This is a genomic window from Pseudomonas sp. ASL7 (genome assembly GCF_056680375.1).
Map to the genome: position 1 here is coordinate 1,803,365 of NZ_CM155279.1, position 13,819 is coordinate 1,817,183.

The 13,819-nt window shown below is 58.8% G+C and carries 10 protein-coding genes; 7 read left to right on the forward strand and 3 right to left on the reverse strand.

Going from position 1 to position 13,819, the window contains the following annotated elements:
* Window positions 1–30: 30 nt before the first annotated feature.
* Window positions 31–600 carry a TIGR01841 family phasin gene (phaP, locus tag AC1MDT_RS08260; RefSeq protein WP_480421553.1) on the reverse strand — a complete coding sequence of 190 codons (570 nt, stop codon included), beginning with the start codon at window positions 598–600 and terminating at the stop codon, window positions 31–33.
* A 255-nt stretch (window positions 601–855) separates the two neighbouring features.
* Here phaP and AC1MDT_RS08265 point away from each other — a divergent pair, with 255 nt between their 5' ends.
* Window positions 856–2,892 (forward strand): DUF3141 domain-containing protein, encoded by a 2,037-nt coding sequence (locus AC1MDT_RS08265; RefSeq protein WP_480421554.1) that lies wholly within the window; start codon window positions 856–858, stop codon window positions 2,890–2,892.
* A 19-nt stretch (window positions 2,893–2,911) separates the two neighbouring features.
* Here the strand turns inward: AC1MDT_RS08265 and AC1MDT_RS08270 are convergent, their stop codons facing one another.
* Window positions 2,912–3,949: an AraC family transcriptional regulator gene (locus AC1MDT_RS08270; RefSeq protein ID WP_480421555.1), complete on the reverse strand. Its 1,038-nt coding sequence runs from the start codon at window positions 3,947–3,949 to the stop codon at window positions 2,912–2,914.
* A gap of 438 nt (window positions 3,950–4,387) precedes the next feature.
* On the opposite strand from AC1MDT_RS08270, the gene phbB reads away from it, so the two are divergent.
* From phbB to AC1MDT_RS08300, 6 genes are all read left to right on the forward strand, one after another.
* Complete coding sequence (gene phbB, locus AC1MDT_RS08275) at window positions 4,388–5,134, forward strand: acetoacetyl-CoA reductase (protein WP_480421556.1); 747 nt, start codon at window positions 4,388–4,390, stop codon at window positions 5,132–5,134.
* A gap of 57 nt (window positions 5,135–5,191) precedes the next feature.
* The gene (locus tag AC1MDT_RS08280) at window positions 5,192–6,370 is read left to right on the forward strand and encodes an acetyl-CoA C-acetyltransferase (protein WP_480421557.1); all 1,179 of its coding nucleotides are present in this window, start codon (window positions 5,192–5,194) and stop codon (window positions 6,368–6,370) included.
* 98 nt (window positions 6,371–6,468) lie between these two features.
* A complete protein-coding gene (phaC, locus tag AC1MDT_RS08285) occupies window positions 6,469–8,172 on the forward strand; it encodes a class I poly(R)-hydroxyalkanoic acid synthase (protein ID WP_480421558.1) in 1,704 nt (567 codons plus the stop codon).
* 688 nt (window positions 8,173–8,860) lie between these two features.
* Window positions 8,861–9,874, forward strand: coding sequence for an iron ABC transporter substrate-binding protein (locus tag AC1MDT_RS08290; RefSeq protein ID WP_480421559.1), 1,014 nt, complete (start codon window positions 8,861–8,863; stop codon window positions 9,872–9,874).
* Window positions 9,875–9,877: 3 nt separating this feature from the next.
* Window positions 9,878–11,476 carry an ABC transporter permease gene (locus AC1MDT_RS08295; RefSeq protein ID WP_480422732.1) on the forward strand — a complete coding sequence of 533 codons (1,599 nt, stop codon included), beginning with the start codon at window positions 9,878–9,880 and terminating at the stop codon, window positions 11,474–11,476.
* Window positions 11,473–12,543 (forward strand): ABC transporter ATP-binding protein, encoded by a 1,071-nt coding sequence (locus tag AC1MDT_RS08300; RefSeq protein WP_480421560.1) that lies wholly within the window; start codon window positions 11,473–11,475, stop codon window positions 12,541–12,543. Before AC1MDT_RS08295 ends, AC1MDT_RS08300 begins: the two co-directional genes overlap by 4 nt.
* A gap of 10 nt (window positions 12,544–12,553) precedes the next feature.
* On the opposite strand, the gene AC1MDT_RS08305 is transcribed toward AC1MDT_RS08300, so the two are convergent.
* The gene (locus AC1MDT_RS08305; RefSeq protein WP_480421561.1) at window positions 12,554–13,492 is read right to left on the reverse strand and encodes a site-specific integrase; all 939 of its coding nucleotides are present in this window, start codon (window positions 13,490–13,492) and stop codon (window positions 12,554–12,556) included.
* Window positions 13,493–13,819: the final 327 nt, after the last annotated feature.

A 13,819-nucleotide genomic window follows, 5' to 3' on the forward strand; every position in this document is an offset into this window, starting at 1 on the left:
TCGCCATCGGTGTTGCCGAACTGATTTGACTTACTTGTTACCGCTGGTGGCCTTGGCGCTTGCTTCCGGAGCCGCTTTTGCGGCGGCGGCAGTCGCGCTCTCGAAACCACTCTGGGCCACATCGGCAGCCTGTTTCACTGCTTTCTGTGCGCTTTCAAACACCGTACCGGCATTCGCCAGGCCCGACTTGAACGCGGCCACGACAGGCTCGGAGCCGGCCGGTGCATTCTTGCTGATCGCTTCAACGAACTCTTGCACCTGCTGGGTGCCCGCCTCGACCTGACTCGACGTCAGTTTGGCGATGTCCGACTGCGTCCCGACGATCAGCGCTTGAACCTGACGATTGAACTCGGCCAGACGTTCGCTCTGCGCGCTCGGCTGGGTGAAAGAAGCCTGCAGCTCAGCGAACCCTTGTGGATCACGCACAGCCAGCAGCTTGCGGACACCGTCAAAGTGCTCTTCGGTGGAATCACGCAGTGCCTTGAACTGCAACTGGCTGAGCTGTTCAACACTGGCGAAGACTTTGCCGCTGATTTGCTGCAAAAGATCGAGGTTGGCTTTCTGAGCGGCTTGCAGTTTTTCCGAGTTGAAAAAAGACATGCTTGAATCTCCTGGTACTGGAAGGCCCAGAGGGGCCTGAGGACGCGACAGCGATCCGGCCAGTCATCGCGCTAGCCTTGATATTGCAGCGCACAAAATTATTTGGCAACGTCTATTTTTGTGCAGTGCAAAATAAAGCTTGTCTGTCCGGCCTCTATTAACGATAAACTCCTGAAAATCGAACGGCCCGCCTTACCTTATTGAATTAAAGGGATGAAACGGACCGCTCCTCATGTACGGCGTCAGGAGATCACGATGGGTCAGGAAGGAAATATTGCAGCGCACGATGAAAGGGTTTCCACACCCGCTGGCTTGTTCGACCACCTCAATCATCTGCAGCAACTCAATACCCGCAACCTCCTCGACGCCGTGCAAAAGCGCCAGGCAAAAACCTTCGCACCGTTAAGCCTTGGGCAGCTCAGACAACCAACGTCCGCTGACTGGCAGGAATACTTCACGGATCTCGGCCAACGCAGCGTGCTGTTCTGGGACACTCTGCGTCAGCGCGGTGACAACACGCTGGCCCACGAGCAAGCCGGGTATCCGCTGCTACTGAAGTTCAATCATGAGCGGCTGGTCGCCGGTGAAGACCTGCCCCGTCCGGTCAATTACTCGTTGTTACAGATCCTCCCGGGGCCCGGGCAACAGATCGATGCCGAAAAACAGCCCGTGATCATCATCGATCCCCGTGGCGGCCACGGCTCGGGGATCGGCGGCTTCAAGCAGGACTCGGTCATCGGCGAAAGCCTGCGAGCCGGCCATCCCACCTACTTTGTTTCGTTCAGCCATTCGCCACGCCCTGGGCAAACCCTGGCGGACATCGTTGACGCTCAAGCCCGGTTCATTGAGGTCGTCAGCGAGCGGCATCCAGACAGCGCCAAACCGGTGGTAATCGGCAATTGCCAGGCGGGCTGGGCGTTGATGGGGTTGGCGGCCACCCGGCCAGAACTGCCAGGGCTGATCATCATCAACGGTGCGCCATTGTCGTACTGGGCCGGCGTCAATGGCCGCAACCCGATGCGCTACACCGGTGGTTTGCTGGGCGGTGGCTGGATGGCGCGCCTGGGTAGCGACCTGGGCAATAATCGATTCGACGGGACCTGGCTGGTCAGCAATTTCGAGAGCCTGGACCCGGCCAACACCTGGTGGGGCAAGTACTACCATCTGTTCAGTGAAGTCGACAGCGAAGCTGCGCGGTTTCTCGATTTCGAGCGCTGGTGGGGCAGCCCGACCCTGCTCAATGGCGAGGAAATCGAGATGATTGTCGACGACTTGTTCATCGGCAATCAGCTGTCCGGCGGACTCGGGCGCAAAAGCAGCGGGCTTGACCTCAAGCTGATTGAAGTCCCGGTGGTGGTGTTCTGCTCGTACGGTGACAACATCACCTCCCCGCAACAAGCGCTGGACTGGATTACCGACGTGTACCCCAGCGATCTCGCCTTGCAAAGTGCCGGACGCACCATCGTTTACTTGCGCCATGCCACCATCGGCCATTTGGGCATCTTCGTTTCGGGCGAAGTGGCCCGGCGTGAGCACCGCGAATTGCTCGGTGCGGTCGACGCGATCAACGCCCTGCCCGCCGGGCTGTATGAAATGCTCATCGATGATCTGCCGGACGCATCAGGCAGCGCCGATGCGCGGTATGACGTCAGGTTTGAACCCCGCCTGATCGCCGACATCCATGGCGATGTCCAGCCTGCGCGCGATGACGATCGTGAATTCGCGCTGGTCGAACGCGCCTCAGCGATCAACAACAGCCTGTATGACGGGTTCATACGTCCATGGCTGCGTCAGTTGATCAACGAACCCAGCGCCGAACTCATGCGCAGGGCGCACCCCTTCCATCAACAGCAAGTGATGTGGAGTAGCTTGAACCCTGCGATGTGGTGGTTGGCAGGAAGCGCCGCGCAAGTGAGTAAGGATCGTCATCACGCCAGCCCGGATAACCCGTTACTGGCCTGGCAGGCACTGTTTTCCAATCAGATGCAGGATGCCTTGAACGGTTATCGTGATCTGCGCGATGCCGCGCAGGAGATGTGCTTTTACGGCGTGTACGGCGCGCTTAATAGCCTGAACGGCAATCCATCCGGGCGAAATCTTCAGGCCCATGCCGAGCAGCACGACAAAGCGTTGATCGAGCGTCTGCACGACAACCCGCTGCCGCCAGTGCTGACAGCCACTGCAGCCATCGAAGAAGACCTTCCGGCGCCACGCCCTGAACCACGGGCCAAGGTTGCGAGACCGCTGAACAAATCGGCCAAACACAAGAAAGGTGCAAAGAAGCCACTCTGAATCGTTGACGAGAACCGCGTCAGACCGACGCGGCAACCTCGATGCCGAACGACTCATCGGCCCGATACTGACCAGGTGTCATGCCAAACCAGCGACTGCAAGCCTTGTTAAAGCTGCTGTGGTCATGAAAGCCTAGGAGATAGGCAACATGCTTCATATTGAAGTGAGAATGGCGCAAATAGAAATCGGCCAACTGCCGACGCACCGCGTTCTGCACGTCCTTGAATTGCGTTCCTTCCTTTTCCAGGGCGCGCTGCAACGTTCGCTTGCTGATGTTCAACGCCGCGGCAATCGACTCCATGTCGCATTGCCCCTGGCCCTGGCTCAAGCGCTCGGTTATCAGCGCGCGAACACGGCCGACAATGCAGAAACCAAACAGCAGATCCAATTGGGCCTCGGCAAAACTGTCATGCATGACCGCCAACGCTTCGTTGGCCATGCTCAACGGACGCAGCAGCTCCTGCTCGTCAAACACAATGCTGTCGTACGCCGCGTCGAAATGCAGCGCACAGTCAAACAACCGTCGATGCTCGGAGGTGTCTTCAGGTTCGGGATAGGTGAATCCGACGCTCAAGGGTTGCGGTGAGTTGCCTCCCACCAGCTTACGGCAGAAACCCAGCAATGAAGCCAGCCCTGCATCGGTGTATTGGCGAGGTTTGACCGAACCTTTTTGTTGATGATCGAGCCCGGACAGCCGGTAATTCTGCTGTTCCGATGTAAAGAAAAGGCTGAAGCCAGTGCCAATCAACGGACTGAAACGGACCAGGCGTTCAAGGGCTTTTTTAAGATTCAGGCTGGACATCATGGTGTAGCCGACAATCTGAAAGCTGCCGGGGTGGAAACTTCCAGAAGCCTTCAAGCCGATGTCCGGATCGCCCGAGGCCTGAGCGGCCAGATTCCATAGTCGATAGATCGCCCTTCGCTCGCAAAATGCTCCTGGTTTGTTCGCGAGATCAATGTCTAGCCCAGCCTCCCGACACAGACTGGCAACATCCAGTCCTTGAGCCGAGAGCGTATTTACCAGCACGCTGGCATAGCCTGAACTCATTCTATACATGGCGTCCTCAATGACCCGTGGAACCGAACATCCTGTCCGGAGCCATGACTGATCTACGTTACAGCAAATAGTACCCGCAGGTTTAATTTGAAGAATTGATCTGAGTATAGGTACTCACGCTTTTTTGCCACATCTGCACTTGTAGCAGCTGCCGAGCTCCGCGAGGCTGCGTTCGGCGGCGCAGCCGTCGTAAACCCTGCATGCGAGGTTGTTCTGACACACCGAGGTGACCGATTTCACGACGGCTTCGCCGCCGAACGCAGCCTCGCGGAGCTCGGCAGCTGCTACGCGACGACAAAAGTATCGAACAGTTCTATTTCATTCCGGGCATGGCACCGTTGGACACCAGACAGTCACCTCTCAACACTTCCGCACATCCCGCCAATACCGAACAATCCTCCCATCTTGCAGCGCAATATAAAAAAGGGAAGAGAGTGTATGAAGTCACTTGGTCGTATTGCGTTGGTAACGGGTGGTATGGGTGGGATTGGCACTGCGATAAGCCAACGCCTGTACAAAGAAGGATTCAAAGTCATCGTGGGCTGCAGCTCTGATTCCGCCCGCAAGAACGACTGGATTGCCGCACAGCTGGCGGCGGGTTATCAGTTCGAATGCATCTACGGCGACATCACCGATTGGGAATCGACCCGCAAAGCTTTCGAGATGGCACGTGAACAATTCGGCCCGATCGATGTACTGGTCAACAATGCCGGCATCACTCGCGATGCCTCCTTCCGCAAACTCACCCCAGAAGACTGGAACGCCGTAATCGGCACCAACCTGACCGGCCTGTTCAACACCACCAAACAGGTGATTGAAGGCATGTTGGCCAAGGGCTGGGGACGGGTTATCAATATCTCCTCGATCAACGGTCAGCGCGGTCAGTTCGGCCAGACCAACTACAGCGCCGCCAAAGCCGGAATCCATGGTTTCACCATGGCCCTGGCCCGGGAAGTGTCCGGCAAGGGCGTGACCGTCAATACCGTATCCCCAGGCTACATCCAGACCAGCATGACCGCGGCCATCCGCCCGGACATTCTCGACGCCATGATCGCGGCCACTCCGGTCGGGCGTCTCGGCCAACCCGAAGAAATCGCTTCCATTGTGGCGTGGCTGGCTTGCGATGAATCGGGCTACAGCACCGGCGCCGACTTCTCGGTCAACGGCGGCATGAACATGCAATAGGCCTGTCGGGGCTTGGACGCCCCGCTCCCGTTCGAGACAAATTTAATGAGGTCATGCATGAACGAAGTCGTAATCGTTGCCGCTACGCGTACCGCCATTGGCAGTTTTCAGGGTGCCTTGTCGGCGATTCCCGCCACCGAACTGGGGGCTGCGGTGATTCGCAGCCTGCTGGAACAGAGCGGTGTCGAACCGAGCCAGATCGATGAAGTGATCCTCGGCCAGGTGCTAACCGCAGGGTCTGGACAAAACCCGGCACGCCAGACCGCAATCAAGGCCGGCCTACCCGTTACCACCCCTGCCCTGACCCTGAACAAGGTTTGCGGCTCCGGCCTCAAGGCTGTGCAGCTAGCGGTCCAGGCGATCCGCTGCGGCGATGCCGAACTGGTGATTGCCGGCGGCCAGGAAAACATGAGCCTGGCCCCTTACGTTCTGCCGAAGGCACGCACTGGCCTGCGGTTGGGTCATGCGCAACTGCAAGACAGCGTGATTCAGGATGGTTTGTGGGACGCCTTCAACGACTACCACATGGGCATTACCGCTGAGAATCTCGCCCACCAATACAGCATCAGTCGTGAAGAACAAGACGCCTTCGCCGCCACCTCGCAACAGAAAGCCGCAGCGGCCATCGAAGCGGGTTACTTCAAGCGTCAAATCACCCCGATCCTGATTCCTCAGCGCAAGGGCGATCCGCTGGTCTTCGACACCGACGAACAACCGCGCCCGGACAGCACACTCCAGGCACTCGGCAACCTCAAGCCTGCCTTCCAGAAAAACGGCAGCGTGACCGCCGGCAACTCGTCGACCCTCAACGATGGCGCCGCCGTGTTGTTACTGGCCAGCGAAGCCAAGGCGCTGGCACTCGGTTTGCCCGTACTGGCGCGCATCAAGGCATATGCCAGCGCTGGTGTGGACCCCAAGATCATGGGCATCGGCCCGGTACCAGCCACCCGACTGGTCCTGACAAAAGCCGGCTGGAGCCTGGATGACCTCGACCTGATCGAAGCCAACGAAGCCTTCGCCGCGCAGGCGCTGGCGGTCGGCAAGGAACTGGGCTGGGACACCAGCAAAGTCAACGTCAACGGTGGCGCGATTGCCTTGGGTCATCCGATCGGCGCATCGGGCGCGCGGATTCTGGTGTCGCTGGTGCACGAGCTGATTCGCCGCGACGGCAAGAAAGGCCTGGCCACGTTGTGCATCGGTGGCGGCCAGGGGGTCAGCCTGGTCATCGAACGATAGAAGAAACGCAGGACTGCTTGCTTGACTGCTGACGCGGCGCCGAAGTCCGGCGCCGCGGTTTTTTTCTGCCCGGTTTACTGATGCGGGCAAGGAGTTCCATGGACAACAACGCGCATACGTTCAACACCTTCTGGTCAGGCCAGGTCCCGTTCGTTGCCTCCTTTGCAGTGCAACAATTACGTCTCTGGGTCAGCACCAATCCGTGGTTCACGGGGCAGGAATACAACGACTGGTTCGAGTTGCCGCGCGGCACCCTCGACAGCCTTCAGTCCGACTATCAGATGCAATGGGGCGAGCTTGGCCAGCGCCTGTTGAGCGGTCAGCCCTTCACCTTTGAAGATCGACGTTTCGCCAGCGGAAACTGGAGCGCGCCGATGTTCGGCTCCCTCGCGGCGTTTTACCTGCTCAATGCCGGTTTTTTGCTGAAACTGCTGGACACGTTGCCCATCAAAGAAAAAAAACCGCGTCAGCGCCTGCTGTATCTGGTTGAACAGGCCATTGCTGCCGGTGCACCGAGCAACTTCCTGGCCAGCAACCCCGATGCACTGCAGCGCGTGGTCGAGACCCAAGGCGGGAGCCTGATCACAGGCCTGTTGCACCTGGCCAGCGACCTGCAGGAAGGCAAGATGCGCCAGTGCGACAGCGGCGCCTTCGAAGTGGGGGTCGATCTGGCCAACACCCCCGGCGAAGTGGTGTTCGAGAATGAACTTTACCAGCTGATTCAGTACTACCCGCAAAGCGAAACCCAGTATCGGCGCCCGGTGTTTATCGTTCCGCCGTCAATCAACAAGTACTACATCCTCGACCTGCGCCCGGAAAACTCGATGGTTCGCCATCTGCTGCTGCAAGGACACCCGGTGTTTCTGATGTCGTGGCGCAACTTCGATCAGGAACACGCCAATACCACCTGGGATGACCTGATCGAAACCGGCATCATCAAAGGCTTGCAAGTGACCCGTGAGATCAGCGGTGAGCAACGGCCCAACTGCGTGGGTTTCTGCATCGGCGGCACGCTGTTAAGCTCGGCGCTGGCCGTGCTGGCTGCCCGTGGCGACAAAGACATCGCCAGCGTGAGCCTGCTCACCACCTTCCTCGATTACCTCGATACCGGCCCCATCGACATCTTTGTCGACGAACAATTGGTGGCCTACCGCGAGCGCACCATCGGCGGCCTGAATGGCCCCATCGGTCTGTTCAAGGGCGAAGACATGGGCAACACCTTCTCGCTCCTGCGCCCCAACGACTTGTGGTGGAACTACAACGTCGACAAATACCTCAAGGGCCAAAAACCGACCGCCCTCGACCTGCTGTACTGGAACAACGACAGCACCAACCTTCCGGGGCCGATGTACTGCTGGTATTTGCGCCACACCTATTTGCAGAACGACCTGAAATCCGGCGAGCTGGATTGCTGCGGGGTAAAACTGGACCTGCGCGCCATCGAAGCCCCCGCCTACATCCTCGCCACCCACGACGATCACATCGTGCCCTGGAGAAGCGCTTACGCCAGCACCGAGCTGCTGTGCGGCACCAAACGCTTTGTGCTGGGTGCTTCGGGCCATATCGCCGGGGTGATCAACCCACCGGCCAAGGAAAAGCGTCACTACTGGACCAACAACCGGGTAACGAAGGACCCTGAAACCTGGTTCAAAAATGCCCAGCAACACCCCGGCAGCTGGTGGAATGACTGGTTCGTCTGGCTGGCCGAACACGCCGGCGAACGCCAGCCCTCGGTAGTGCAAACCGGAAACCCCCAGTACCCGGCACTGGAGCCAGCACCCGGGCGTTATGTCATGCAATGAGCATCAGCCCCCCGAGCTCGGTCGCTGGAAAATGGGCGAAAGATCTAAAGGCAAAGCAAAGCAGCAGCAAGATCAACAGCTTCGCGAGCAGGCTCGCTCCCACAGGGGCTGTGTCAGTCGATATCAATGTAGCTGATAGATCATCGCGAGCAAGCTCGCTCCTACAGTGGGTCTGCGTACCGCTTTTGATTCTCACCACTCATCAGGCCGAGCGTTAGCTCGCCTTCAGCTTTTGATCTTGACGCACCGCCCCCTCGAGAGGCCGAGTGGAGGTTCTGCGCAGTGGGCAACCCGGCATGGATGCCGGGTTAGCCGCCCGCGGCCATGGATGGCCGATGGCGGCGGGCCCACGGAGCAGGACCGGAGCGAGGGCATGCCGAGCCTAAGCGAGGCACCGAACGAAAGGGGCAAGAGCGTTTGGTTACTTTGCGCTTTTCAAAGTGACCCGCCGTAAGGGCGGAACCAATACCCGCCGCACCCAAAAAAACGGATATCCCCCCCAATCCCCCCAGCGAATCCAATCACACAATTTAACCGTTATTTTCACATTTTTTTCTCATTTCAAACTCTACATTCGCCGCGCTTCAAACATGCAAATGATTCGTATTGATCTACAATAATCGACGACCTTCCCCGTCCAATCTCTCAAGTCTGTAGCACGATTCTAAAAAACTGGAGCTGTCAGCGCATGAATTTCCCCCTGCCTTCTTTCCTGAAAAAAGCACTGCTGGTCACCGCCCTGTTGAGCGCCGGTCACGTGTATGCCGAAGATACCGACGGCATCGTGGTCTACAACGCCCAACACGAAAGCCTGACCAAAGCCTGGATTGATGGCTTTACCAAGGAAACCGGCATAAAAGTCACCGTACGCAACGGCGATGACACCGAGATGGGCAACCAGATCGTGCAGGAAGGCGCCGCCTCGCCGGCAGACGTGTTCCTCACCGAGAACTCCCCGGCGATGGTGCTGGTCGACAACGCGGGCCTGTTTGCACCGGTTGCGCCGACCACTCTGGAACAAGTAGGCGCGGCCTACCGTCCGGCACATGGCAAATGGGTGGGTATCGCAGCGCGCTCCACCGTTTTCGTCTACAACCCGAGCAAACTGCCAGAAGCCGAACTGCCCAAGTCGCTGATGGACCTCGCCTCCCCGCGCTGGAAAGGTCGTTGGGGTGCTTCACCTGCAGGTGCTGATTTCCAGGCCATTGTCGCCGCCGTGCTCGAACTCAAGGGTGAAGCCGCCACCCTCGAGTGGTTGAAAGCGATGAAAACCAATGCCACCGCGTACCGGGGCAACAGCGCAGTGCTCAAAGCGGTGAATGCCGGGCAGATCGACAGTGGCGTGATCTATCACTATTACTACTTTGGTGATCAGGCCAAGACCGGCGAAAACAGCAATAACGCCGCGCTGTATTACTTCAAGCACAAAGACCCGGGAGCGTTTGTCAGCGTGTCGGGCGGCGGCGTGCTGGCTTCCAGCAAACACAAGGAACAAGCACAGGCGTTCCTCAAGTGGATTACCGGCAAAGACGGCCAGGCAGTCCTCAAGAACGGCACATCGTTTGAATACGCTGTGGGCAAGAACGCCGAATCCAACCCAAAACTGGTGCCTTTGCAGCAGCTCGACGCGCCGACTGTCGATGCCTCAAAACTCGACAGCAAAAAAGCCGTGGAACTGATGACTCAGGCGGGACTGCTTTAATTGATCCCTGAAACCTTACCGGCGGGTGTCGCCCAGGCGATACCCGCGAACTTGCGCCGACGCTCCCGCGGTCTCTTTGCGGGCCGCGGTGGCGCGTGGGTGACCGGTTTGTCGGTGCTGGTTTCACTCCTGGCACTGCTGCCGATTGCGTTCGTGATCGGCGTGTCCTTCCAGACAGGCTGGGCAACCCTTGTGACGCTGGTATGGCGGCCACGAGTCGGCGAGTTACTGATCAACACTGTATTGCTGGTGGTGATCACCATTCCCTTGTGCGTCACGCTCGGCGTGGCGTTGGCGTGGCTGACAGAACGCACCAACCTGCCGGGGCGGCGCTGGTGGTCGTTGCTGGCAACCGCGCCGCTGGCGGTCCCCGCCTTCGTTCACAGCTATGCTTGGGTCAGCCTGGTGCCGCCGATTAATGGGCTGTTTGCCGGGGTTCTGGTCTCGGTCATCGCCTATTTCCCGTTTCTTTACCTGCCGGTTGCTGCGACGTTGCGCCGGCTTGATCCGGCGATCGAAGATGTCGGAGAGTCACTGGGGCTCAAGCCTTGGGCGGTGTTTTTTCGCGTGGTGCTGCCACAATTGAGGCTGGCAATCTGCGGCGGCGCGCTGTTGGTGGGTCTGCACCTGCTGGCTGAATATGGCCTGTACGCGATGATTCGCTTCGACACCTTTACCACGGCGATCTTCGATCAGTTCAAATCCACCTTCAACGGCCCCGCCGCCAACATGCTGGCCGGGATTCTGGCGCTGTGTTGCCTGGCAATGCTCACCGCCGAATCGGCGGCTCGTGGCAATGCGCGTTATGCCAGAGTGGGATCAGGAAGCGCACGGGAGCAGCGAATCGTGCACCTCGGCAGCGCGACAACCGCGCTGGCGCTGACCTTGCAGATCGTGACCTGTGCACTGGCGCTCGGCGTGCCATTGATTACCTTGGGCAAATGGTTGATCGCGGGCGGATCGCAAGTCTGGGAGTCCGCCGATTTGCTGCCGGCACTGGAGCAGACGCTGCTGCTCGGAGCCGCAGGTGCGGTGCTGACCACCTGCGCGGCGATCCCGATTGCCTGGTTGTCGATTCGCTCGCCAGGGCGGCTGCAACGGCTTCTGGAAAGCTGCAACTACATCACCAGTTCGCTGCCCGGAATTGTCGTCGCCCTGGCCCTGGTGACGTTTACGATCCATGTTGCACGACCGATTTACCAGACCACGATCACGGTGTTGCTGGCGTATCTGCTGATGTTTTTGCCCCGTGCCCTGGTGAGTCTGCGTGCGGGTATCGCCCAGGCCCCGGTGGAACTGGAAAATATGGCCCGTAGCCTCGGGCGCTCGCCGGCTCGGGCGCTGTGGCTGATCACTCTGCGACTGGCCGCGCCTGGGGCGGCGGCCGGTGCTGCGCTGGTGTTCCTGGCGATTACCAATGAACTGACCGCCACGCTGCTGCTCGCCCCCAACGGCACGCGGACCCTGGCAACCGGGTTTTGGGCGATGACCAGCGAAATCGATTATGCCGCCGCAGCGCCTTATGCCTTGCTCATGGTTTTGCTGTCGCTTCCGTTGACCGGGCTTCTTTATCACCAATCCAAACGAACGGCAGGCCGATGAACGCTCTTGAACTGCACTCGATCTCTAAGTCCTACGGTTCACATCGAGCCCTGGATAACATCAGCCTGTCCGTGCCCACTGGCAGCCGGACCGTCATCGTCGGCCCCTCAGGCTCCGGCAAGACCACCTTGCTGCGGATGATTGCCGGCTTCGAATTTCCCGATACCGGCCGCCTGTCGCTCAATGGGCAGACGCTCGTCGACGGCACGCATGAGGTGCCAGCGCATCAGCGTTTGATTGGCTATGTTCCACAGGACGGTGCGCTCTTTCCGCACATGACCGTAGCGGCCAACATCGGTTTCGGACTGTCGACCAAGGGGCTCGAAAAACACGAGCGCATTGCCGAGTTGATGGACAGTGTTGCCCTGGACGCGAACATGGCTAATCGCTGGCCCCACGAACTCTCGGGCGGTCAGCAGCAACGTGTGGCGCTGGCGCGGGCCCTGGCACAACAACCGCGCTTGATGCTACTGGACGAGCCGTTTTCCGCACTCGATACCGGGTTGCGCGCCGCCATGCGAAAATTGGTCGCGCGACTGCTGGCCGATACTGGCGTCACCACCATTCTGGTCACCCATGACCAGAGCGAAGCGTTGTCGTTCGCCGATCAGTTGGCCGTGATGCGCCAGGGGCGACTGGTACAGTCCGGGCATCCGCTGGATCTCTACCGGTATCCCGACGACGAGCAAACCGCGTTGTTTCTCGGAGAAGCCGTGGTTATGCCCGCCAGAATCGAAGCCGGCTGGGCTCATTGCGATCTGGGACGGGTACCGGTCAACAACCACAGGAATAACCTCTGCGCACAGATCATGTTGCGACCCGAGCAACTCCAGGTCAGCAACCCAACGACTGGCGCGGAGCATCCGCAAGGCTGTAAAGGCGTGGTGACGGACCGCGATTTCGGCGGCAATACCTGCACCTTGACCGTGGAACTGGAGCCTCTGCTCGCCGCAGACACCTCAGGGCGCTCGATACTGGTGCGCAGTTCCGGCCTGCACGCTCCGCCTGCGGGGAGCACGGTTCACGTTTCGACGATTGGCCACGCCCACGTACTGAGAGAGCCTTGAACCGCGCCCTTCAAAGATCGAAGCGATCAACCGCTCGACGCCGCTCGTTGTCATCGCGCACATCGTAGTTGGCCGTCGTCTGGATATTGCTGTGATGGGCGAGCTTTTGCGCGATCGACAAATCGTGCTCTTCAATTACTCGGGTAATGAACGAGCGCCGAAAATCATGCGGCATGATTTTCACCCCCACCTGCGCGCCCCTCTGCCGGGCAATGTAATAGATCGCATGTTTGGTGATGCGCTCGCGGGTGATGTGGCTGCCGCGACGGATCCGGTTGAACAGGAACGGATCATCGTCCTGCCCCTCCCCCAGTAGCGACCGCCGCAGCTCCAGCCAGGCATCCAGCTTGGCAAAAGCCCAGGCGGGTGCGTACTTGATCAATTGTTTGTTGCCCTTGGCAGTCACCCGCAGGCTGCGCTCGGTGAAATCTACCTGATCGAGGTCCAGGTTCACCGATTCGGATTTACGCATTCCCGAACCGTACAAAATACCTATGATCGCCGCATCCCGCAGGCCTTGTGGCCGTGGATCGGCGGCGCAGACCGCCATCAACTCCTGGATCAGCGTGCGCTTGAGATTGCGGCCCTGGGACAATCGCGTGCCGGCAATGCCCTTTACCGAACGCATTTTCAGCAAGTGCTCCTGACTGATCAGGCTCATGCGCCACGCTTCATTCATGACCCCGCGCAGCGCGTTGACGTACAAGGATGACGTGTTCGGTGCAAAGCCGTCCTCGCGCAGGGTCGCCACCAGCGCCACAACGTTTTCAGGCTGAAGTGCGTGCCAGGGTATTTCCTCGACGTTCATGTCTTCGAAGCCCAGGCGGTCAGCGGCATCCTGCAAAATGTAGCGCATGGTCAGCTGGCTGGAGGGAGCAAGTCGCGCCAGGTACAGCGTCAGCGGATTGGTCTTGGCAGCACTTGAATCAGCTACAGGTAGGTCAATCAAACGTAACAGCCTTGAGTGAAAAACAGCTTATTAAAACAACTAAGAATGGAAACAACCTTCATATAAAACAGAGTAGTTCCGTAGGACATTTCTACATAAAGGGCGTGATGAGCGGCAGAAGTCTGAACATTCGCTTAATCGTCCTCAGATAAATGATTCCCCGACCGGTTTTTCATGTTCCTTTCACAAAATTGGGCCTAATCTCAGAGGATTACGCGCGACCCCCTGCGAGGCTCCAACCTGCCGCTCACAGAAGGAAAAGTCAACTGATGTAGTTTCTCTGCAGATGCTCGTAACTTATTGATACCATGTGTGTTTAGCGTCTAT

Excerpts from the sequence above, each read along its gene's own strand:
- AC1MDT_RS08265 (WP_480421554.1), top strand. The coding sequence starts at position 856 with ATGGGTCAGGAAGGAAATATTGCAGCGCACGATGAAAGGGTTTCCACA.
- phaC (WP_480421558.1), top strand. The coding sequence starts at position 6,469 with ATGGACAACAACGCGCATACGTTCAACACCTTCTGGTCAGGCCAGGTC.
- AC1MDT_RS08290 (WP_480421559.1), top strand. The coding sequence starts at position 8,861 with ATGAATTTCCCCCTGCCTTCTTTCCTGAAAAAAGCACTGCTGGTCACC.
- AC1MDT_RS08270 (WP_480421555.1), bottom strand. The coding sequence starts at position 3,949 with ATGTATAGAATGAGTTCAGGCTATGCCAGCGTGCTGGTAAATACGCTC.
- AC1MDT_RS08300 (WP_480421560.1), top strand. The coding sequence starts at position 11,473 with ATGAACGCTCTTGAACTGCACTCGATCTCTAAGTCCTACGGTTCACAT.
- phbB (WP_480421556.1), top strand. The coding sequence starts at position 4,388 with ATGAAGTCACTTGGTCGTATTGCGTTGGTAACGGGTGGTATGGGTGGG.
- AC1MDT_RS08280 (WP_480421557.1), top strand. The coding sequence starts at position 5,192 with ATGAACGAAGTCGTAATCGTTGCCGCTACGCGTACCGCCATTGGCAGT.
- phaP (WP_480421553.1), bottom strand. The coding sequence starts at position 600 with ATGTCTTTTTTCAACTCGGAAAAACTGCAAGCCGCTCAGAAAGCCAAC.